13 protein-coding genes are annotated in these 21546 nt (G+C 62.2%); 7 read left to right on the plus strand and 6 right to left on the minus strand.

Annotation, left to right across the window (positions count from 1 at the left end; translation table 11 throughout):
- Positions 1 to 10 precede the first annotated feature (10 nt).
- The 4 genes from narJ to RE432_RS19610 are packed head-to-tail and all read right to left on the minus strand — an operon-like array spanning position 11 to position 8705.
- A complete protein-coding gene (narJ, locus tag RE432_RS10065; protein ID WP_310933291.1) occupies positions 11 to 703 on the minus strand; it encodes a nitrate reductase molybdenum cofactor assembly chaperone in 693 nt (230 codons plus the stop codon).
- Positions 700 to 2223: a nitrate reductase subunit beta gene (narH, locus tag RE432_RS10070; RefSeq protein ID WP_310933292.1), complete on the minus strand. Its 1524-nt coding sequence runs from the start codon at positions 2221 to 2223 to the stop codon at positions 700 to 702. Before narH ends, narJ begins: the two co-directional genes overlap by 4 nt.
- A complete protein-coding gene (locus RE432_RS10075; protein WP_310933293.1) occupies positions 2220 to 5969 on the minus strand; it encodes a nitrate reductase subunit alpha in 3750 nt (1249 codons plus the stop codon). Before RE432_RS10075 ends, narH begins: the two co-directional genes overlap by 4 nt.
- A 21-nt stretch (positions 5970 to 5990) precedes the next feature.
- The gene (locus tag RE432_RS19610) at positions 5991 to 8705 is read right to left on the minus strand and encodes a nitrate/nitrite transporter (protein ID WP_409079841.1); all 2715 of its coding nucleotides are present in this window, start codon (positions 8703 to 8705) and stop codon (positions 5991 to 5993) included.
- Between the two features lie 410 nt (positions 8706 to 9115).
- Between RE432_RS19610 and RE432_RS10090 the strand changes: the two genes are divergently transcribed.
- From RE432_RS10090 to RE432_RS10105, 4 genes are read left to right on the plus strand one after another with little or no spacing between them, the layout of a single operon-like run.
- Positions 9116 to 11140, plus strand: a complete 2025-nt coding sequence (locus RE432_RS10090; RefSeq protein ID WP_310933294.1) for a TonB-dependent receptor domain-containing protein — start codon at positions 9116 to 9118, stop codon at positions 11138 to 11140.
- A gap of 2 nt (positions 11141 to 11142) precedes the next feature.
- Positions 11143 to 11727 carry a MotA/TolQ/ExbB proton channel family protein gene (locus RE432_RS10095; protein ID WP_310933295.1) on the plus strand — a complete coding sequence of 195 codons (585 nt, stop codon included), beginning with the start codon at positions 11143 to 11145 and terminating at the stop codon, positions 11725 to 11727.
- On the plus strand, positions 11724 to 12080 hold the full coding sequence (locus RE432_RS10100) for a DUF2149 domain-containing protein (protein WP_310933296.1): 357 nt from the start codon (positions 11724 to 11726) through the stop codon (positions 12078 to 12080). The genes RE432_RS10095 and RE432_RS10100 overlap by 4 nt, the downstream gene beginning before the upstream one ends.
- A 1-nt stretch (position 12081) precedes the next feature.
- Positions 12082 to 16032 carry a cobaltochelatase subunit CobN gene (locus RE432_RS10105; RefSeq protein WP_310933297.1) on the plus strand — a complete coding sequence of 1317 codons (3951 nt, stop codon included), beginning with the start codon at positions 12082 to 12084 and terminating at the stop codon, positions 16030 to 16032.
- A gap of 184 nt (positions 16033 to 16216) precedes the next feature.
- Here RE432_RS10105 and RE432_RS10110 read toward each other — a convergent pair whose 3' ends face one another.
- Together RE432_RS10110 and RE432_RS10115 are read right to left on the minus strand one after the other, a co-directional pair.
- The gene (locus RE432_RS10110; protein ID WP_310933298.1) at positions 16217 to 16678 is read right to left on the minus strand and encodes a nucleotidyl transferase AbiEii/AbiGii toxin family protein; all 462 of its coding nucleotides are present in this window, start codon (positions 16676 to 16678) and stop codon (positions 16217 to 16219) included.
- Positions 16671 to 17081: a DUF6088 family protein gene (locus tag RE432_RS10115; RefSeq protein WP_310933299.1), complete on the minus strand. Its 411-nt coding sequence runs from the start codon at positions 17079 to 17081 to the stop codon at positions 16671 to 16673. Before RE432_RS10115 ends, RE432_RS10110 begins: the two co-directional genes overlap by 8 nt.
- Positions 17082 to 17174: 93 nt before the next feature.
- Between RE432_RS10115 and RE432_RS10120 the strand changes: the two genes are divergently transcribed.
- The 3 genes from RE432_RS10120 to RE432_RS10130 all read left to right on the plus strand — a co-directional run bounded on the left by RE432_RS10120 (position 17175) and on the right by RE432_RS10130 (position 21462).
- Positions 17175 to 17678: a sigma-70 family RNA polymerase sigma factor gene (locus RE432_RS10120; RefSeq protein ID WP_310933300.1), complete on the plus strand. Its 504-nt coding sequence runs from the start codon at positions 17175 to 17177 to the stop codon at positions 17676 to 17678.
- A gap of 81 nt (positions 17679 to 17759) precedes the next feature.
- The gene (locus RE432_RS10125) at positions 17760 to 18752 is read left to right on the plus strand and encodes a FecR family protein (protein WP_310933301.1); all 993 of its coding nucleotides are present in this window, start codon (positions 17760 to 17762) and stop codon (positions 18750 to 18752) included.
- A gap of 247 nt (positions 18753 to 18999) precedes the next feature.
- A complete protein-coding gene (locus RE432_RS10130) occupies positions 19000 to 21462 on the plus strand; it encodes a TonB-dependent receptor (RefSeq protein WP_310933302.1) in 2463 nt (820 codons plus the stop codon).
- The last annotated feature ends 84 nt before the right edge of the window (positions 21463 to 21546 follow it).

The following is a 21546-nucleotide window of genomic DNA, read 5'->3' on the forward strand; positions in this document are numbered from 1 at the left end:
TGCCTCCCGTTTAGCGCACGGCCGCTGCCGTGACAGGCTTTATGCGGATAACCGCGTTGCGGCTGGCGTTGGTGGAACAGCCCGCGTTCTGGTCCGGGCCGAACATGACCTGCGCCTCTTCCCAGACCGCGTCAAGGGCGGCCAGGTCCTCGGGATTGTCGTCATGCTGGGCCAGCAGGGCCTGCGCTTCCTCGGTGCCGGCATCGGCCGCTGAAAGCGCCACCAGCGCTTCCAGCACGGCGGCATAGATGCACTCGCGCCGCGCCAGCCGTTCGGCCAGCGCGACAAGAATATGCCCTGCATCGGCCAGGATGCCGCGCGCTTCGGCCAAGGGTCGGGTGGACAGGAATTCCAGCAGCACCGGCAGGTGATCGGGCAGTTCCGTTCCGGCCAGATCGAAGCCGCCAGCGCGGTAAGTGGCAAGCAAGTCGACCATGGCGCCGCCCCGGTCGCGGCTTTCGCCATGAATGTGCTCGAACAGATTGAGCGACAAGCTGCGTGAGCGGTCGAACAGCAGCACGTAGCGTTCTTGAAGATCGTAAAGATCGGCGGTCTCAAGAGACAGCAGCAGGGGCTCCAGCGCCGCGATGGCCGCCGGCGGCAAAAGGCCTTCGGCCAGCACCGCGCGGACCGCCGGAACGGCCTGCTGAAGATCGTGGCTGGGATAGCAGAGCAGGGCGGACAGGGCTTTGAATGTCTTCATGCGATGTACTCCTGCGGGCTGCGGAATTTCTTCTTGCCGCCGAACAGCGACGCGCCCGAATGGCCCGACGAACAGCCGTTGCCGTCGGTGAAGCCGCAACCGCTCTTCAGGTCGTAGGCGTCCTCGACCAGTTCGCGATGAGTGGTGGGGATGACGAATCGGTCCTCGTAGTTGGCGATGGCCAGAAGCTGGTACATGTCGTCGATCTGCTGCGGAAGCAGGCCGACACGCTGGGCCACCCCTAGATTGATGACGCCATCGACCGTCTTGGAGCGCATATAGGAGCGCATGGCCAGCATGCGTTCAAGCGCCGAAATGATCGGCGCATCGTCTCCCGCCGTGAGCATATTGGACAGATAGCGGACGGGAATGCGCAGCGAGCTGACGTCGGGCATGTCGTCTTGCGCGGCAATGCGGCCGGCCTCGGCCGCATTCTGAATGGGCGACAGCGGCGGCACATACCACACCATGGGCAAGGTGCGGTATTCGGGATGCAGCGGGAAGGCGATCTTCCACTCCATGGCCATCTTCCAGATGGGGGAGTTCTGTGCGCCGATTATCCAGTCCTCGGGGACGCCTTGCGCGCGCGCTTCGGCGATGACTTCGGGATCGTTGGGATCAAGGAACACGCCGAGCTGGGCGTCATAGAGGTCCTTTTCGTTTTCGACGCTTGCCGCTTCGGCGATTTTGTCGGCGTCGTAGAGCATGACGCCCAGGTAGCGGATGCGCCCGACGCAGGTCTCCGAGCAAACCGTTGGCTGGCCGCTTTCAAGGCGCGGATAGCACAGCGTGCATTTTTCGGATTTTCCCGTCGACCAGTTGTAGTAGATTTTCTTGTAGGGGCAGCCCGAGACGCACATGCGCCAACCGCGGCATTTCTCCTGGTCGATCAATACAACGCCGTCGTCTTCGCGCTTGTAGATCGCGCCCGAGGGACAGGAGGCCACACAGGTCGGGTTAAGGCAGTGTTCGCACAGTCTTGGCAGGTACATCATGAAGGTGTTTTCGTACTGGCCGTAGATTTCTTTCTGGATGTCCTCGAAGTTGTAGTCCTTGGAGCGTTTCTCGAATTCGCCGCCCAGGATCTCTTCCCAGTTTGGGCCCCATTCGATCTTTTCCATGCGTTCGCCCGTAATCTTCGAGCGTGGGCGCGCGGTGGGAAAGGCCTGCATTTCGGGAGCGGATTTCAGGTGGTCGTAGTCGAAATCGAACGGTTCGTAGAAATCGTCAATCTCGGGGAGGTCAGGGTTCGCAAAGATATTTGCAAGAATGCGCCATTTGCCGCCTTGCTTGGGTTGCAGCGCACCCGACTTTGTCCGGATCCAGCCGCCGTTCCAGCGCTTCTGGTTTTCCCAATCCTTGGGGTAACCGATGCCGGGTTTGGTTTCCACATTGTTGAACCAGGCGTATTCGACGCCTTCGCGGCTGGTCCACACGTTCTTGCAGGTGACGGAGCAGGTGTGGCATCCGATGCATTTATCCAGGTTCAGCACCATCCCTATCTGAGCACGTATTCTCATTCGGTTGCCTCCGTAGTCTGAGTTGTGGGCTGGTCCATCCAGTCCACTTTTGGCAGTTTGCGTAGAATCACGAATTCGTCGCGGTTGGAGCCGACGGTGCCGTAATAGTTGAAGCCATAGGCAAGCTGGGCATAGCCGCCGATCATATGCGTGGGCTTGAGCACGATTCTGGTCACAGAGTTGTGGATGCCGCCGCGCTGGCCGGTAACCTGGCTGCCCGGAGTGTTCACGATTTTCTCTTGGGCGTGATACATGAACAGAGTGCCTTCCTTGATCCGCTGGCTGACCACCGCCCTTGCGGCAATGGCGCCATTGGCGTTGAAGACTTCGACCCAATCATTATCGGCCAGCCCGGCCTTTCTGGCGTCGATTTCCGAAATCCAGACTACAGGCCCGCCCCGGTTCAGAGTCAACATCAGCAGATTGTCGGTGTAAGTGGAATGAATGCCCCATTTCTGGTGCGGGGTGATGAAGTTCAGCACCACGTGCGGCTCGCCGTCTGTCAGCGAGCGCGTCGCCGCCGTGCCCACGCTTTTCATGTCGACGGGCGGACGCCACGTGACAAAACCTTCGCCGAAGGCGCGCATCCATTCGTGGTCCTGGTAAAGCTGCTGGCGCCCGCTGACGGTGCGCCATGGAATCAGCTCGTGGACATTGGTCCAGCCCGCGTTGTAGCAGACCTCTTCACTTTCTATCCCAGACCAGGTGGGCGATGAGATGATCTTGCGCGGTTGCGCGGCAATATCGCGAAAACGAATTTTTTCGTCTTGCTTGACTTCGGCGAGGTGGCGGTGATTCAGGCCGGTTGCCTTGCCGAGCGCATCCCATGCTTTCACGGCCACTTCGCCGTTGGTTTCGGGCGCCAGCATAAGGATCATCTCGGCGGCGTCGATGGCGGTGTCCAGGCGAGCCATGCCCTGGGTGGCGCCCTCCTCGGTGACGGTGCCGTTCAGGGCCTTGAGGTGGCGGACTTCTTCTTTTGTATCCCAGGCGATGCCCTTGCCGCCATTGCCTATCGTTTCCAACAGGGGGCCGATGGCGGTGTAGCGCTTGTGGATATTGGGATAATCGCGCTCGATGGCGATATAGGAGGGAGCCGTCCGGCCGGGTATCAGGTCGCACTCGCCTTGTTTCCAGTCTCGCACCACGCCTTGCGCCAGCTCGTTCGGACTATCGTGCTGCAGCGGCAACTGCACCACATCGTTTTCCACGCCCAGGACTTCCGGTGCCACTTCAGAGAATTTTTTGGCGATCTCCTTGAAGATTTCCCAGTCGGTCTTCGACTCGTAGGCGGGATCCACCGCCGCTTGCAGCGGGTGTATGAAGGGATGCATGTCGGACGTGTTCATGTCGTCCTTTTCGTACCAACTGGCTGTGGGCAATACGATATCGGCATAGACCGCCGTGGTGGACATGCGGAAATCGATGGTGACCAGCAGATCGAGTTTTCCTTCCGGTGCGCTATCGTGCCAGACCGCCTCTATCGGTTTTTTGCCGCCTTCGACACCCAGGTCCTTGCCTTGCACGCCATGCGCGGTGCCCAATAGGTACTTCAGAAAATATTCGTGCCCCTTGCCCGATGAACCCAGCAGGTTGGAGCGCCAGACGAACAGATTGCGCGGCCAGTTTTCGGGTGCGTCGGGGTCTTCGCAGGACATTTGCAATGCGCCTGACTTCAGGCGTTCAGCCACATAGTCCTGGACGTCGATGCCCGCGGCCTTGGCCGCGCGGCCGACCTCCAGCGGATTGGTCTTCAACTGCGGGGCGGACGGCAGCCAGCCCATGCGCTCGGCGCGGATGTTGTAGTCGATCAGGCTGAGCTTGTTCCAGTCGCCGCTGGGGGCTGTGGGCGACAGGATCTCGGCGGCGCTGACCGTCTCGTAGCGCCACTGATCCGTATGGGCATACCAGGCGCTGGTGGCATTCATGTGGCGTGGGGGCCGCGCCCAGTCAAGCGCGAAAGCCAACGGCGTCCAGCCGGTCTGGGGACGCAGCTTTTCTTGTCCGACATAGTGCGCCCAGCCGCCGCCCGACTGGCCTACGCAGCCGCACATGACCAGCAGGTTGATGACAGCGCGGTAGGTCATGTCCATGTGGAACCAGTGGTTGGTGCCCGCGCCTATGATGACCATGGAGCGCCCGTGGGTCTTTTCCGCATTGGCGGCGAACTCGCGCGCGACCTGGATGATCTTGTCGCGGCGCACGCCGGTGATGTGTTCCGCCCAGGCCGGAGTGAAGGGCACATCGGCATCATAGTCGCGCGCGACGTGTTCGCCCCCCAGGCCGCGATCCAGGCTGTAGTTGGCGCAAAGAAGGTCGAACACCGTGGCGACCAGGACTTCTTCCCCGTCGGCCAGTTGTAGCCGCTTCACAGGCACGCTGCGGGTCAGTATTTCGCCTCGGGCGTCCACTTTGAAGCCATTGGACGCTGCGCCGCCGAAGTAGGGGAAGTCGACCTCCGCCACCTCGTCGTGATCCTTGTCGAGGACCAGGCTGAGCTGCAGTTCGACATCGTTTGTGCCGGCTTTTTGCTCTAGATTCCATTTCCCTTGCTCGCCCCAGCGAAATCCGATGGAACCATTGGGTACGACGACCTTGCCGGATCGCTCGTCGATGCCGACGGTCTTCCAGTCGGGATTGTTGTCCTCGCCCAAGCCGTCGGCTAAATCGGCGGCACGCAGTTGCCGTCCGGGAATCAGTCGTCCGTCCTGTCGGTCCAGGCGCACGAGCATGGGCATATCGGAGTACTTGCGGCAGTAATCCTCGAAATAGGGGACCTGCCGATCAAGATGGAATTCGCGCAGAATGACATGCCCAAAGGCCATGCCGAGCGCGGAGTCTGTGCCTTGCTTGGCATTCAGCCAGATGTCCGAGAATTTGGCGGCCTCGGAATAGTCGGGACAGATGACGGCGCTTTTAGTGCCTTTGTAGCGTACCTCGGTATAGAAATGGGCATCGGGCGTGCGGGTCTGCGGAACGTTGGAGCCCCATAGCAGCAGATAGCCGGCGTTATACCAGTCCGCGGATTCGGGGACGTCGGTTTGTTCGCCCCAGGTTTGGGGGCTGGCCGGGGGCAGGTCGCAATACCAGTCGTAGAACGACATGCATGTGCCGCCCAGCAGCGACAGATAACGCGTGCCCGCCGCATAGGAAACCATGGACATGGCCGGGATGGGCGAGAATCCGAACACCCGGTCAGGACCATATTTACGCGCCGTATAGGCGTTGGCGGCTGCGACGATTTCGGTCGCCTCATCCCAACTGGCGCGCACGAAACCGCCTTTGCCGCGTATGCGCGTATAGCTTGCGCGTGCGGCGGCATCGTTCTGGATGGCCGTCCAGGCTTCGACCGGGCTCATGGTCTTGCGTTTTTCACGCCACAGGCGCATCAGCCGGCCGCGAATAAGCGGCGTCTTCACCCGGTTGGCGCTATAAAGATACCAGCTATAAGAGGCGCCGCGCGAACAGCCGCGCGGTTCGTGATTGGGCAAGTCCGGCCGTGTGCGCGGGTAGTCCGTCTGCTGTGTTTCCCACGTGACGATCCCGGACTTGACATAGATTTTCCAGGAACAGGAGCCCGTGCAGTTCACACCATGCGTGGACCGCACGATCTTGTCATGCTGCCAGCGGCGGCGATAGGCGTCTTCCCAGTCGCGGCTTTCGATCGTCGTCTGACCATGGCCATCGGCGAACGTGTCCTTGCGCAGCGATGTCAGAAAGTTCAGTCGGTCCAGCAGTTGACTCATGGCTGTCTCCTTAAGTTAGGGTTAGGCGGGAAGGGCGGCAGGCAGGCCCCGGCCTCGCTCGATGTCATGTAGCAGGCCGCCGCGGCGGGTGTAGACCGCCCAGGTAACGAACAAGCACAAGACATAGAAGGCCAGGAAGGCCCACAAGGCGGCTGTCGGCGCGCCGGTCAGGCCTATCGATGTGCCGTAGGCCTTCGGGATGAAGAAGCCGCCATAGCCGCCGATGGCGCTGGTAAAGGCGACGATTGCGGCGGACTCGCGTTCGGATTGACGGCGTTGCGTGTCGAGGCTGTCATTGGGGTGGAGACGGGCGATTTCTTTGCGCATGATGATCGGGATCATCTGGAACGTGGAGGAATTGCCGATCCCCGTGAAGAAGAACAGCGCCATGAAGCCTGCGAAGAAAATGGCGAAGGATGAGTTTTCAAGGCCCCAGATCACCACCAGAACCGAGGCGATCATGCTGGCGAACACCCAGAAGGTGACGCGTCCGCCTCCGATCCGGTCTGCCAGGCCTCCGCTCCAGGCGCGGCTGAGCGCGCCGATCAAAGGCCCCAGAAACACGAACTGCAGTGCATTGACATGAGGGAAGGCCAGCCCGGACAAGAGTGGGAAACCCGCCGAATAGCCAATGAAGCTGCCGAATGTACCGACGTAGAGCAGGCACATCACCCAGTTATGCTTGCGGGTGAAAATCACAGCCTGTTCGCGGAAACTGGCGCGTGCGTCGGCCAGATCGTTCATGCCCAGCCACGCGGCCATTGTCGAAGCCAGGATGAAAGGCACCCAGATGAAGCCGGCATTTTGCATCCAGATGCGGCCGCCATTCGACAGCTCCTGAGGAGGGCCGCCAAGCGCGCCGAACACGCCGGCGGTAATGGCCAGCGGTACCAGGAACTGCATGATCGAGACCCCCAGATTCCCCAACCCCGCATTCAGTCCCATGGCACGGCCCTTTTCGGCCCGCGGGAAGAAGAAGCTGATATTGGCCATGGAGGAAGCGAAATTGGCGCCGCCCAGCCCGCACAGCAGCGCCAGCACCACGAAAATAAGATAGGGCGTGGAGGGGTTCTGCACGGCATAGCCGATGCCCAGGGCGGGGACCAGTAAAGAAGCGGTAGACAGTGTGGTCCAGAGCCGGCCCCCGAAAATGGGGACCATGAAGCTATAGAAGATACGCAGCGTCGCGCCGGACAGCGCCGGCAGGGCCGCCAGCCAGAAGAGTTGGTCTTGCGCGAAGGCGAAGCCTATGGAAGGCAGTTGCGCCACCACCACCGACCAGACCATCCATACCGCAAAGGCGAGCACCAGCGCGGGGATGGAGACCCATAGATTGCGCGTGGCGATGCGCCGGCCCTTGTCTTTCCAGAACTGAGGATCTTCGGGCCGCCAGTCGTCCACGAGATGCGGCATGACCGTGCGGTCTGGATCGTGGACGTCCGACAGTTCGGGGAAGTTGGGCAGCCTGTCCAGGGCGACGCCTTGCGCCTGCCGCTCCATGGCGCGGATCGACAGATGCATCCAGCTTATCGAAACCAGTACGATCAGGAACAAAAGCAGGAAGGCCGAGGTCCAGATGCCGGTCAGGTCCAGCAGCGCGCCAAAGATGATGGGCAGCACGAAGCCGCCCAGGCCGCCTATCATGCCTACAAGACCGCCCACCGAGCCGACGTGGTTCGGATAATAGATCGGTATATGCCTGAAGACCGCCGCCTTGCCGAGACTCATGAAGAAGCCCAGCCCGAACAAGGCGGCAACGAAGGGCCACAGGCCTATCTCGGTTGAGAAAGCGATGGGGCCGTGCTTGCCGCGGATCACATAGTCCGTGGGAGGGTAGGACAGCATGAACAGGAACAGTAGCGAGAAGCCCAGCGCCCAGTACATGACAGCGCGGGCGCCGAAGCGATCGGACAGCACCCCGCCATAGGCGCGAAAGACGCTGGCGGCAAGACTGAAGATGGCTGCCGCGATACCCGCCGTGCGCACATCCACCTCGTAGACATGCACCAGGTAATAAGGCAGCCACAGCGCCAACGCCACGAAGCCGCCGAACACGAAGAAATAATAGAGCGAGAAACGCCAGACTTGCAGCTTCTTCAGGGGGGCGAACTGCTCGGCCAAGCTGGGCGCGGCAATGCCCTGAGCACGCCGTGCCGCAAAATCGGGATCGTCCTTGGCCAGTAGGTAGAAGAGGATGCCCGTGGCAGCCACGACGGCCGCCCATATTTCCGCTACCCCCTCCCAGCCCCAGGCGATCAGCGCAAAGGGCGCGAGAAAGGTTGTCAGTGCCGCGCCGGCATTGCCCATGCCGAATACGCCAAGCGCGGTGCCTTGCCGCGCTTGTGGGTACCATTTGGTGACGTAGGTGGCCCCGATGATGAACGACCCGCCGGCAAGGCCCACGCCCAGCGCCGCGAGCAGGAAGGTCGGGTAGCTGTCGGCCCAGGTCAGCGCGAAGGTGGCGGCGCCGGCCAACACCATCTGGATCGAGAACACCAGCCGCCCGCCGTAGCGTTCCGTCCATACACCGAGTATCAGCCGGGTCAGCGAACCCGTCAGCACCGGCGTGGCGATAAGCACCCCGTACTCAAACTCGGAAAGCGCCAGCTCGTCCCGGATGGACAGGCCAATAATGGAAAAGAGTGTCCAGACGGCAAAGCACACGGTGAAAGCAATCGTGCTCAGCCATAAGGCTCGTACCTGATTTGAACGGTTAGGTGTCACGGGGCTGGTCATGGCGATAGCTCCTGATCGGGTGCCGGGGCCAGCATATCAACTCCCCTTCCAGGCAACAAGAGCAAGAATATGGGTGTTTGATTTAAATCAACGGCGGGAGAATCAATCGGGGCTTGCCTGTATCTCTGCTTTCGTCAGAGCCTGCCCCGTGAATGAATTACAGCGAATGCAGATACTTCTGCAACTGAGGCGCCTGGAGCCTTGCCGCACGGAGCTCATGACGCATACTCCATGCGATGAATATGACTGTTATGTTATAACATAACAATTTTATTCGAGGAGAGGACCTCCTGATGGAAACCCAAGCCGTCAAACCGCGTCGGCACAGACGCATCGAGAAACGGGCAGGCGCACTGGCTGTCGCACTATGTCTAGCGTTTGGGACGCAGGCCGCTGAGACGAACGCCAAGATGGCAGACGATCCCCGGACTGCTGCGTCGCGATCGGACGCCGCTGTTTCCGCCCAGACTCAGTCGGCAGAGCTGAATCCCATCGTGGTCACGGCCACGCGCCAGGCCCAGCGCCGCGACGAGGTCGCATCCTCGATGGAAGTTGTCGAAGGCCACGTCCTGGAAGAAACGGTTGGCAATACCTTCCTTGACCAGCTCAAGAAAAATGCCAGTGTGGATGTCATCCAATATCCGAACGGTCTGGCCGGCGTCGGCTTGCGCGGCATGCGGCCGAACTTCGAGTTCACCATCAACCCGCGCACCTTGGTCTTGATAGACGGGCGGCCTTCGGGTTCGACCAGTTTCACCACGCTGTCGCCGGAAAGCATTGAGCGGGTCGAAGTGCTCAAAGGGCCGGCCTCGTCCTTGTATGGGGCGTCGGCCATGGGCGGCGTGGTCAACATCATCACGCGCCGCTCCACCGGCCCCATAGGCGGCAGCGTCAGCCTGGGCTATGGCTCGTTCGATACCCGCCAAGCCGATTTGGCATTGGGCGGTTCCTTGTCCGATAGGACGGATTTTGATCTGGCTGTCGGCTATGTGAACCAGCATGACGACTTTCGCACGGGCGGCGGCGACACGCGTCCCAACAGCGATTTTCGCCGTGTGTCGGGCAAGGCGCGGCTGGGCAGCGATCTGACCGATATGGTCAGGGTGGACGTGACGCTGGACTGGGCGGACTTGAACAACAATGCGCCGGGCCCGCTCAGCTACGATCCGCCCAACGCATCGGCTAATGAAACCAGCCGGTTCGGGGGCGATGTCAGGCTCACGCTGACGCCACGTGATCACGAGATTACGGCAGTCGCTTATGCCTCCCGGGAGACCTACAACTACATCACCGTGCCTGCGCAAGCGCCGCGCTATCGTTCCAGCCGCACCGAGTCAAGCTACACGGGCCTGCAATTGCAGGATGTCTGGAGCCTGAATGATCGGATGACGTTGACCTATGGCCTGGACTGGCAGCGGGTCGAGGCCGATCGCTTTTCCTTCAATGCGGCCGGCGAGAGCCTGGCGCCCTACAGCCCTAACGAGCGGCGCGACAGTCGGGGCATTTTCGCCGAATGGGGCAGCAAGTGGCTGGACGAGCGTCTGATCCTTACCTTGGGCGGTAGGGTGGACTGGATCGATGCGAGTACACGCACCACGCCTTACAAAGACACTTTCACACCGGGCTCCTCGAGCTTTACCAGCTTCAACCCGCGCGGCGGCGTGGTGTACAAGTTGACGGACAACTGGCGTGTGCACGGTTCGGCCGGCACGGCCTTCGCGCCACCGCAAGGCAACGAACTGGCGGGCGAGAACGTGGAGTATGCCGGTATCCAGCGGCGCCTCAGCATCGGCAATGCGGGCCTGAACCCCGAGCGCAGCAAAAGCTGGGACCTGGGTGTGGGCTATGCCGACGGCTACCTGGACGCGGACCTGACCTATTTCCAGGCGAGCATCAGCGACCGCATCCGCTCGGTCATCGTCAGCGAAACGCCCACCGAACGCATCAGCAGCTACGAAAATGCCGACGATTCGCGCATGCGCGGTATCGAGGCCAGGCTGGCGCTTGATGCCGGGCGGCTGTTCGGCCTGCCTGCTGGCCGGGTGGGCCTGTCCACCAGCCTGACGCGGATGATACAAGCCGAGGATTTCGACGCCAGCGGTCCCGTGCCGATACGTAACGTGGCCAAGTGGAAGGGCAATGTGTCCCTCACTGTCAGCGACGGCCAGGCATGGTGGGCGACGCTGACGGCGCGCCATGTGGATGCGCGCTACGACAATGACAACAGCCAGGGCCGCATCTATACCGGCGGGCAGGGTGGGCTGTTCGAGAACGAGCCCTTTACGGTGGTGGATTTCAGCGCCCGCTGGAAGCTCACGCGCAAGGACACGCTGCGTTTCGATGTTTCCAATCTGTTCGACCGCGACTACTACGAGAAGGCGGACTACACCATGCCGGGCCGCGCCTTTTACTTGCGCTACACAAGGACGCTGTAATCATGACAGTAAAGCTCATACTGGAGCAGATTTCCCAATTGTTGTTCGAGCCGGTGCTGGTTTTGCTGGTGGCGCTGGTGGTCTGGACGCTGGTGGCGCTGGGCATGTTTTTGCGCAGCCTGGCGGGCCGCCGGCGCGGGCGCAGGCCGGCGGTGGGGCGGTTCATGCGGCTGGTCGATACAGCGGTGGCCGGCGACGCTGCCGATCCTGACCTGCGCATCGAAGCGCTTTTGGCGCAAGCCGAACAGGGTGGCCTGCGTAGTTTGAACAGCGTGCGCTTTGCCGTGCGCGCCGGCCCCTCGCTGGGACTGATGGGGACGCTGATTCCGATGGCGGCGGGCTTAAGCGGCCTGGCGCGCGGCGATTTGCCCGCCTTGGCCGAGCACATGGTGGTGGCTTTCTCCGCCACCATTGTCGGCATTGCGATCGGTGTCGTGGCGCATGTGATCGCCATGGTGCGCGAAGGCTGGCTGCGCCAGGACCTGGACGAGATCCGCCTGCATGCCGAGCGCGTGCTGCGAAGGCATGAGGCCGTTGCCGCGAAACAGCCGGCCGGCCAGGCCGAGGCTGCGCGGGAGGCGGCATGAGATCACGCCTGCGCTTTGCCCGCTCGCGGCTGGACACGAGCCGCCACGACGACCCCTTGTCCGGCGTGGCCAATCTCTTCGATGCCAGCCTGGCGTTCATCGTGGCGATGGCGCTGGCGCTGTTCTCCGTGATGGGCTCGAGCGATATGCTCAGTGCCGATGCCAGCTGGACACTGACACGCATGACCGCCGACGGCGAGTTGGAGGTCGTCAGCAAGAGCCAGCAGCAGATCAAGGTCGAGCGCGTGTCCGACCGCAAACTGTCGGGGCAGGGCGAGCGCCTGGGCACGGCCTACCGCCTGCCGGATGGGCAGGTCGTATACGTGCCGGAACAAGAGAATGGGAAGCCCTGACATGATTCACGATCTGAATATCCATGGCGCACGTGGCCGTGGCGGTTTCCCGGCTCCTCGCTGGATGCGAGATGGCTGCCTATGGGTCTGCCTGCTGTGTTGGCTATGTCTTTGGCCCATGGCGGCGCATGCGGTCCAGGCCTCCCGCCCGCGTATTGCCGTCATTTCCATAGAGCTGGCGCAGCAGCCTACCTTGATGCGCGAGGCGGCGACGCGCCAGGCGCCCGCCATGCGGATCGATCTGTTCGGCCTGGGAGGCGGACATTTGCCTTCAGTGAATGATGCCGATCTGACTGGATACGATCTTATCGTCGTCGAAGGCATAGGCCCCCGGCTGGCGCAATATCGCGCGCGCCTGGACGAAGCGGCGCGGCATACGAAGGTGTTGGTGCTGAACGGCCATGAGTGGGTGCGCGGCAACGTGGACCCGGCCTCGGTGCCGGACGCCATCAAGTACTGGCGCAACGCCACCGCGGACAACTACACCCGCCTGTTCGACTACCTGGGCGCGCGGCTGCTGGGCCTGGACAGGCCAGTTGCCGCGCCGGTCGAATATGCCGACCGTGCCTATTACCACCCCGGCCATCCCGAGGGCTTTACCGATTTGCAAGCCTATTTGGACTGGATGGGGCGGCGCTATGCCGACGCCGCCGAACGCCCGCGTGTGGGCATCGTGTTCTACCGCAGCCTGGCGCTGGGCGGCAACACCGCCGTGATCGATGCGCTGATACAGGAAACAGAGCGCCAGGGCGGGCTGCCCGTGGCGTTTTGGCGCAGCGGCAGCCGCGATTCTCTACGCGGCCTGCACGGCCAGGATGGCCATCCTGCGGTCGACGCCTTGATTCTGTGCGCCAGCCAGATCGACTACGCCGGCCATCGTGCGGGAGTAGAGGAGGCCAAGGTGCTGGGCGTGGCCGTGCTCAATTGCACGACCGACTACAGCCGTAGCCCGCAGGAGTGGCGTGCGGACCTGGGCGGCTTTGCGCCCGATCGCAGCGGCCAGCTTGCCATGAGCGAGGCCAGCGGCATCGTCGAGCCCATGATGGTCGGCGCCCGAGTGGTGCATAAGGATGGCGCCGTACGGCACGAAGCGCTGCCTGAACAGGTTGCCTGGCGCGTGGAGCGGGCCATGGCTTGGGCGCGATTGCATCGCATGCCCAACGCCGACAAGAGCCTGGTAGTGACCTATCACAGCGAAGCGGCCGATCGGGCCGACGTAGGCAGTGATCCCGACACCTATCTGGACGCACAGGCCAGCCTGGCGGCGCTCTTGCGCCGGCTCAGGGACGAAGGCTATGACGTGGGAGACGACCCCTTGCCCGGTGCTCAAGCGTTGGCGCGGCGCATGGCGCAGGATGGTGCCAATGTCAGCGCGGGTCTGTGGGGCGCCGCCAGCCATCGGGGCGAAGACGACGCACAGGCGGCGAATGCGCAGGCCGAATTGGATAAGCGCCTGAAAGAGGGCAACGCGGTAGCTATTCCCGAGGCGCAGTACCTGGAATGGTATGCGCAGTTGCCAACGGTCTTGCGTGAGCAGACCGAAGCGCGCTGGGGACCACCGCCGGGCAGATTGATGGTGCACGTGGATGAAGCGGGCGCGCGTTCCATCGTCATCCCCTTGCTGCGCTTTGGCAAGGTGGCACTGGCCCCGCATCCGGTCTGGGGCTATCTGCAGGATGCGGATGCCTTGTCTTCCACGGGCGCCTTGCCGCCGCACCACCAGTACATCGCCTTCTATCTATGGATGGCCCGGGGCTGGCACGCCGACGCCTATGTGCCGTTCTTCACCCAGCTTTCGCTCATGCCGGGCAAGCAGCAGGGCCCTGCGCGCGACGATTGGATAGGCACGTTGATCGGCGGCTTGCCGCACATACAGCCCACGCCTTTGCAAGCCAATGGCGGCATCGGCAACAAGCGGCGTGCCAACGCGGTGACGCTGGGCTTCATGCCGCCGCTCAGACAAGGCGGCCTGCCGCCGGCTTTGGCCGACTTGCGTGATGACCTGGCCCGCGCGTCGGATGTAGCGGTATCCGCGGCGGATCGGGAAGCGGCCAGGCAGGCCGTGCGCGAAGCCGCCGTGGCCCATGGACGAGCGCTGGACCTCGATCCCGCCTCGGCGCCGTGGCCGAAGCTGGAAGCCGCGCTGGGCGCCTACCTGGACGAAGTGGCTGGCGCCGTCATGCCGGTCGGGGGGCATGTGCTGGGCCAGGCGCCCGACGTGGAAACGACCGCGGGGATGGTGCATGCCATGCTGGCGGGCGATGGTGCCGATGCGCCGGACGAAGCAACCGTGCGCGCGGTGCTGCGGGGCGATGCCAACCAGGTAGCGCCCGGCCAACTGGCGCGCATTCGTGACTACGCTGCCCGCATCGCCGCCGCGCCGCGTGAAATGGATGCGGTAGTGCAAGCCTTGTCGGGCGGCTACATCGAACCCGGCCCCATGGCCGACGCCGTGCGCAACTCGGATGCGCTGCCACCGGGACGCAACCCCTACACGCTGGCTACGCGCCGCCTGCCGACGCCCGAATCCTGGGAGATCGGCGTCCGGCTGGCCGACGAGTTGATCGATACCTACCGCCAGGAGCACGGCGCCATGCCGCGCAAGGTGGCGTTCGTGTTGTGGTCGGGTGAATCCACCCAGAATGAGGCGGCAATAGAAGCCCAGGTTCTGCGCCTGCTGGGCGCCAGGCCAGTCTGGAATCCGCGCGGCGAAGTCGTCGATGTGACGCTGGATGACCGGGCGACCCTGGGCCGGCCGCGGGTGGACGTGTTGGTGACGACCTCGGGTACCTACCGCGACCACTTCCGCGACAAGATCGCCATGCTGGCCAAGGCCGCTCGGCTGGCGGCGCAGGCGCGCGAAGACGACAATCCCGTTTTTCTCTACAGCCAAGCGCAAGCCCAACGCCTGCGCGCAGAGGGCTTGGATGCCGACACCGCCGCGCAACGATCGCAGCGGCGCATTTATTCGACCGCGCCGGGCGCGTATTCGCCTTCGACGCAGTTCGCCATCCGCGCAGGCGCCGAATGGGATGACGCCCGCCTGTCCCGGCTTTACACGGATAGGCTGGGCCATGCCTATGGCGAAAACGACGACGGCGCGGCCGACGCGGCAGGCTTCGTCGCCCAGCTGTCGTCCGTCGAGGCCGCCGTCTTCAGCCGCAGCTCCAACGCCTATGGCTTGCTGGACACCAGCATGCCCGCTGCCTACCTGGGCGGCATCGGCATGGCGGTGCGCGAGCACACGGGGCGACAGGTCAGTAACTACGTGGCCGACCTGAAAGCCTCGCAAGCCGGCCAGGCGCACCTGGAGCCCCTGGCGCGCACCTTCGGCCGGGAGCTGCAGTCGCGCTACTTCAACCCAGAGTGGATACGCGCCATGCAGGATAGCGGCTACAACGGCGCGCGCTACATGGCCGACCTGCCGGCCCATATGCTGCTGTGGAACGTGACCACGCCGCAGCTTGTCGCTGATGCCGACTGGGTCGAGGTTAAAGAAGTGTATGTCGAAGACAAGTACGGTCTGGATCTGGAGGCCTACTTCGAGCAGCACAACCCGCATGCGCGCCAGCATCTGCTGGAAGCCTTGCTGGATGCCATTGATCGCGGCGCCTGGCAGGCGAATGAAGCCGACCGCGCGCAACTGGAGCAGGCACTGGCTGAAAGCATAGCCCGGCACGGGTCGGATTGCGTGTTGCCGTCATGCCAGGCCACGAAACTTGTGAACATGGACCAGCCGGCGCCCGCTTCCGGCGCGGCGCCTGTCGTCGCTCCGCAGGGTGCTGCGGCGACGCCGGCTGAGCCGTCGCTGACGGCAGCGAATATAGAGGGCTACGCGCTGGAGCCGCGTGCTGCTGCGCCGATTCAACCAGTGCAAAAAGGGGTTTGGCTCTGGCTGCTGGCCATGGCTGTGTTCGTTGCAGCGGGCTGGGTGCGTCGGCCGCGTTGGTAGTGGCATTGTTGCTCGACTTTGCGCTTGAGGTGGCACGGTTGGCGCACGCCGATCCGAATGAATTGATGCTGCCCTCGTCAAGTGGTAGCGGTCGCGTACAGCGCGTCGAATCTGTCCGTTGACTTCCAAGGAAGTCCAACGAGCGTCTATCTATCTGCCGCAAGCCGCGATTCATCCTTGGCGATTAATTTCCCGCTCCAATGCGGTCAGACGCTCGACAATGCGATCGAAAGTCATGGTCTCGCCGTAGAACATCTGCCAGCGCGTCTCGTAGAGACGGTAGCAGTTCCTCGGTGATGTGCTCCACCAAGGCCGCCTTGAGTGCGTCGGACAGCTTCTTGCGCTGGGTGTTGGAAAGACTCCCGAGATCAGGCCCATCGGCCACCAGGCTCCGATAGTCGATGGTAACGTCAATGTCTTCGGAGAAACGCTCGATGGCCTGATAGGCCTTGGACAGCGACGTGCCACCCTTGAAGGCCATCGGCTTGCGATTCGGCAGCGCGAACAGGATCCCTAGTATTTGGCACAGCCAGATGTCTTTTTCCAGAATTTCAGCGCGACGACCTAGCACCGGGGCTAAGCCGTGCAACAACTCGGCCTGCTCGGCCAATGACAAATCGAAATAGTGCTCCGTGGATTCAGGCATGGGACAGCTCGCCTCGCTCATAGCGAGTGAGGGCTTCGATCATCCAGGCCGGCATTGACGCCTTGGCTTGGCTCAACGCCTCGAACTCGCTTGCTGGCAGCTTCTTTGCGATCTGCTTGAACGTGTCCGGTGTGACTTGGCTGCGTCCTAGGTACCAGAGGGCCGCCAGTGCCTGGCCCGCAGGCCGACCGGCCAGTGCCAGTTTGCGAGGAGCCACATGTTGCAGTTGGACGAGCAGTTTGCCCAGCCGGATCATGTGGGAGGAGCCTGTGGTGTGAAAAACCGCCTGCACCGGCATCTGTGTGGATAGGCCCAGGCGCCGCGCAGCTTCCGCCCCATGGATCTCGATTATCGCCCCTTCTGCTGCGGCCACGGCCTGCGCTACCTGCTCAGGTGCAGGCATCGATTTGATGCCGAACCGCCGCTACCCTATATCTAAATAAGAATTATTGCTATTATGGAAGGCTTATTACGCTAGTCTGTTTTCGCATTCATCATGTCTCGCCCGCCCGAGTCCAAAAAAGGTTGGCTCGCTCATTACAGCGGGCTGGTCGGGACGTGGTCGAAAGGCAATGCCAATCCCCAGGACGCCGAAGATGCCGTCCAGGATGCAGCGGAGCGCCTGTTGGGCGCGGACACGCTCGCCATCCGGGATACCCGAGCCTATCTGCATCGTAGTGCCGTCAATGGTCTGGTCAGTCGCTATCGACGAGAACAGTCCTTTTTGGCGTTACCCTTGCATGAGTTGACAGAGGCAGAGCATCCCGCCGCCGAAGACGTAGAATCGGCCGTATACGTGGCCCAATTGTCGCGGGCCTTGTCCGAGTCTTTGGAGGAGTTGCCCTTGGCTTGCCAACAAGTCTTCGCCTGGCATCGCATTGAGAATTGGACGGTGCCGGAAATTGCTCAGCACATGGGCTTGTCTGCCAGCACCGTGGAGAAGTATCTGACGAAGACCATGCGCCATTTGCACCAACGGTTACAAAGATTCACCTCGTAAACTTACGGGGTTTGCCCCCACCAAGCGTCTTTCTTATAAAGGGGGGGCAAAAATCTGTATTCACCGGCTTTTGCTTCCAGTATGACTACAAACGACCCAGACATTCCTGATGACCTGCACGACGCAGCCGCTCACTGGTTTACCCGTGAACACGGCGGCCTGATGACGTCGGATGAACGCCTGGTGTTCGAGGCTTGGCGCAAGGCCGACCCTCGACATGAGCAGGCTTACCAAGAAATGATGCGAGTATGGGGCGCGGCCAAGGCGGCCCCCGACATGGTGTTCGAGAATATCCTGCGGCGCCCTCCACAGCCGGCAGCCGGATTTCCATCCCGTCGCCGCATACTAGTGCTGGGCGCCGGGGCCGCCTGTTGCGCCGCCGTGGCAACCGTATTGGTGGGGCCGCAGCGATGGTTTGACTCTCCGACGTTTTCCGAGCGCTACGCCAGCCCGCGCGGAGAGCGCCGCATTGTTGACCTTCCCGATGGTTCGGCCCTGACGCTGAATACCGCCAGCATCGTACAAGTCCGGCTCTACGAATCCGAGAGGCGCGTCCTGCTGGAGCGGGGCGAGGCGTTCTTTTCGATTGCATCGGCGATGAACCGTCCTTTCGTGGTTGATGCCGGCGTGGCGACGGTGACCGTCACAGGCACGCAGTTCAACGTGCGGCGCGATACCGGGCAGGTGTCGGTCGCCGTGGAGTCGGGGTCCGTGGAGGTTGCCGGCGGTACGTGGTGGAAACGGGAGGTGCGCCGTCTGGGCGCGGCCCAGTCGGTGCTGGTGGCCAGTTCCACGGAGGTGTCCGAGGTGTCAACGGCAAACCTCGGACGGCTGACAGCATGGCGGCAGGGCAAAGTTGTTTTCGATGCCGAGCCGCTCGCGGTGATCGTGGCAGAAATGAACCGCTATCGGGTTCAGCCTGTGCGTTTGCGATCCGCCGCTTTGCAAGGGCTGCGTGTGGCGGGTGTATTCAGCACCGACAACCCCGATGCCTTCCTCGATGTGCTGCCCTCGCTCGCCCCGGTGGCGGTGTTGCGGCTGCCTGACGGGCGTAGCGAAATCGTCCCGCGCTGAAAATTCTCTCCCTGCCCCACGGATGACTAAGTGCTTGTTTGAGAATGAGATTCCATCTCGTTTGTCTTGTATCTGAAATATATTGTTTCAAAATAGAAGGCAAAACCCTTACGGGGTTCACCCTTGCCGATCCTCTTTATTAATGAAGAGCCTGGTTTTCGTCGAGTGATGAAGCCCCGGCTGCGAGGAACCTTTGGCCAAAGGGTTTGGCGCCTATGCGTCGGTTTCATTATCAAGAGAATGTTCGGTGAACTCAAAAATTGCTATCTCCATCGCCGCTAAGTCCAAGCACGGCAAGCGACTCAGGCTGGGTACCCTGGCTCTTTCGATCGCGCTCGCCTTCTGCCTGTCGCCCACCGTGGGCTTTGCACAGAGCACGACCCCGGCACAGATCAACATCCCGGCGCAATCGCTGCATCAAGCCCTGCTGGAACTGGGTCGGCAAACGGATATCCAGATCTATTACCTGCCGGAAACCGTGGCCAATCAGAATGCCCCGGCTGTGTCCGGGACGTTGACGGCGCAGCAGGCGCTGGCGCAATTGCTCCGGGGAACGGGCATCGAAGTGCAATGGAGCGGGAAAACGGCTTCACTTTTGCGGTCAGCGCCTGAAACAACAACGCAATTGGCGCCGGTCATCGTCACGGGCTCCCTGCCAGGCGCCTTGCCGCCCGCCTATGCGGGCGGACAGATGTCCACGGGTGGGCACGTCGGCATGCTGGGCAATAAAGATGTGATGGATACGCCGTTCAGCCAGACCAGCTACACGAGCAAGACGATCCGGGATCAGCAGGCCCAGACCCTTCAGGACGTGCTGTCGAATGATCCGTCCATCGTGACGAAACAAAACAGCGCGAGCGATGAAGACGGTTCGATCAATATTCGGGGCTTTCCGACCACCTTCGCATCCGGCGCCGGTAGTCTGAACGGATTGACGGGCATGGCGCCGCTGCGCGCGCCGGACATGGATTACATCGAGCGTGTCGAGGTGCTCAAGGGGCCGAGCGCTTTGCTCAACGGCATGGCGGCATCCGGGGCCAGCGGCCCCGGCGGTTCATACAACCTCGTCACCAAACAGGCCGACGACGAGCCGCTGACAGAATTGACCACGCGGTATGACTCCCGTTCGCAGCTGGGCGCTCATTTGGATGTCGGCCGCCGCTTCGGTGAGGACAACCGGTTTGGCATCCGCTTCAACGGAGCGTACCGCAAGGGCGATACGCCGGTGGATTCGATCGAATCGAAAGTGGGGTCGGCGGCGCTCAATCTGGACTACCGCGGCGAGCGTGTCCGGCTGTCCGCTGATTTTGCGCATCAGTCGAACGACGCCAGTCCCCAGGTGATACAGCAGTTGGCCGTGACCAGCCTTGGCTTCGTGCCAGAGGCCCCCGACGCCGACACCAGCCTCAATCCTGCATGGAGCAAACAACGCAGCCGATTGACGCTGGGCATGGTGCGGGGCGAAGTGGACGTGATCGACAATATCACGGCCTATGCCGCTATCGGCAAACAGAAACTGGATTTCTATCTCATCGGCCCCAGCCAGCCGACGCTGCGCGATACGAGCGGAACGTATGGATGGAATAGCGCCGAATATTCGAGATATGCCTATGACGTGCTGTCCATGCAGGGCGGATTGAGGGCCAAGGCGACGACCGGGCCGGTGAGTCATGCCCTCAGCCTCAACCTGTCGCAATCCCGGATGGAGATAGGATCGGCGGAAACGCAAGTCCGGCCATATGACTACACCACGAATCTTTACAATCCGGTATTCGGCCCCGCTCCATTCCTCGCTGATCCCGGCGACCCGGGGACATCCAGTAAAAGCCGTGTCTCCAGCACCGCCATCGCCGACACCTTGTCGATCCTCGACGAGCGAATCCAACTCACCGCAGGCATCCGTTATCAGGAAGTGCAAGCCAGCAATTTCGACACGACGACCGGCGCCGAAACCTCCAATTACGACAGCGACGCATGGACGCCGGCGCTGGGCTTGGTCATCAAGCCATGGGAGAAAGTCTCGCTCTATGCCAACTATATAGAAAATCTGCAGCAGGGGGCTATTGTTGGCCCCTCGTATGCGAATTCTGGCGAGGTATTTTCACCCTATGTCAGCAAGCAGTATGAAACCGGTGTCAAGGTCGATTGGGGCACGGTGACGACAACGTTGGCGGCGTTCCAGATCGCCAGACCCAACACGATCTCCGTCGACGATCCGACCGGCGGCCTGCCGACGCTGGCGCTCAATGGCGAGGTGCGAAATCGCGGGCTCGAACTGAACGCCTACGGCGAACTCACGCCCGGCGTTCGCCTGATGGGGGGCGTCACCTTGCTGGATGCCCGCCAGACGAAGACCCAGGGCGGTCTCTATGATGGCCACAGGGAAGCGGGCGCCCCCCGCATTCGCGCCGTGCTGGGCGGCGAATGGGATACGCCGTTCATGCAGGGCCTGACGCTGACCGGCCGCATCACCTATTCCGGCGATCAGGTGGTCAGCAGCAACAACGAGAACTTGAAGCTTCCTGCGTGGACGACCGTCGATCTGGGCGCGCGGTATGTCCTCGATTCGCCGTGGAGCAAGCAGCCGGTCACGCTTCGCTTCAACGTCGACAATGTGTTCGGCAAGAACTATTGGTCGGGGACGAACAACCGGTATATCCAGCTTGGCTCGCCGCGTACTTTCCGTCTTTCCGCGACCTTCGCTTTCTAAGTCGTGGCCGTTGTTTTCGGGCTGGCGCTGGCCGTTCTCGGTTGTGCGGTTCGCAAGTTTTTTTGCAATGCTCGCCTACCACTG

Origin of the sequence: Pusillimonas sp. SM2304, from assembly GCF_031628915.1 — a bacterium.
Taxonomy (GTDB): Bacteria; Pseudomonadota; Gammaproteobacteria; order Burkholderiales; family Burkholderiaceae_B; genus Pusillimonas_C.

Bases quoted from the DNA above. Each gene is read 5' to 3' on its own strand.
- narJ (WP_310933291.1), bottom strand. From the start codon at position 703: ATGAAGACATTCAAAGCCCTGTCCGCCCTGCTCTGCTATCCCAGCCAC.
- narH (WP_310933292.1), bottom strand. From the start codon at position 2,223: ATGAGAATACGTGCTCAGATAGGGATGGTGCTGAACCTGGATAAATGC.
- RE432_RS10075 (WP_310933293.1), bottom strand. From the start codon at position 5,969: ATGAGTCAACTGCTGGACCGACTGAACTTTCTGACATCGCTGCGCAAG.
- RE432_RS19610 (WP_409079841.1), bottom strand. From the start codon at position 8,705: ATGACCAGCCCCGTGACACCTAACCGTTCAAATCAGGTACGAGCCTTA.
- RE432_RS10090 (WP_310933294.1), top strand. From the start codon at position 9,116: ATGGCAGACGATCCCCGGACTGCTGCGTCGCGATCGGACGCCGCTGTT.
- RE432_RS10095 (WP_310933295.1), top strand. From the start codon at position 11,143: ATGACAGTAAAGCTCATACTGGAGCAGATTTCCCAATTGTTGTTCGAG.
- RE432_RS10100 (WP_310933296.1), top strand. From the start codon at position 11,724: ATGAGATCACGCCTGCGCTTTGCCCGCTCGCGGCTGGACACGAGCCGC.
- RE432_RS10105 (WP_310933297.1), top strand. From the start codon at position 12,082: ATGATTCACGATCTGAATATCCATGGCGCACGTGGCCGTGGCGGTTTC.
- RE432_RS10110 (WP_310933298.1), bottom strand. From the start codon at position 16,678: ATGCCTGAATCCACGGAGCACTATTTCGATTTGTCATTGGCCGAGCAG.
- RE432_RS10115 (WP_310933299.1), bottom strand. From the start codon at position 17,081: ATGCCTGCACCTGAGCAGGTAGCGCAGGCCGTGGCCGCAGCAGAAGGG.
- RE432_RS10120 (WP_310933300.1), top strand. From the start codon at position 17,175: ATGTCTCGCCCGCCCGAGTCCAAAAAAGGTTGGCTCGCTCATTACAGC.
- RE432_RS10125 (WP_310933301.1), top strand. From the start codon at position 17,760: ATGACTACAAACGACCCAGACATTCCTGATGACCTGCACGACGCAGCC.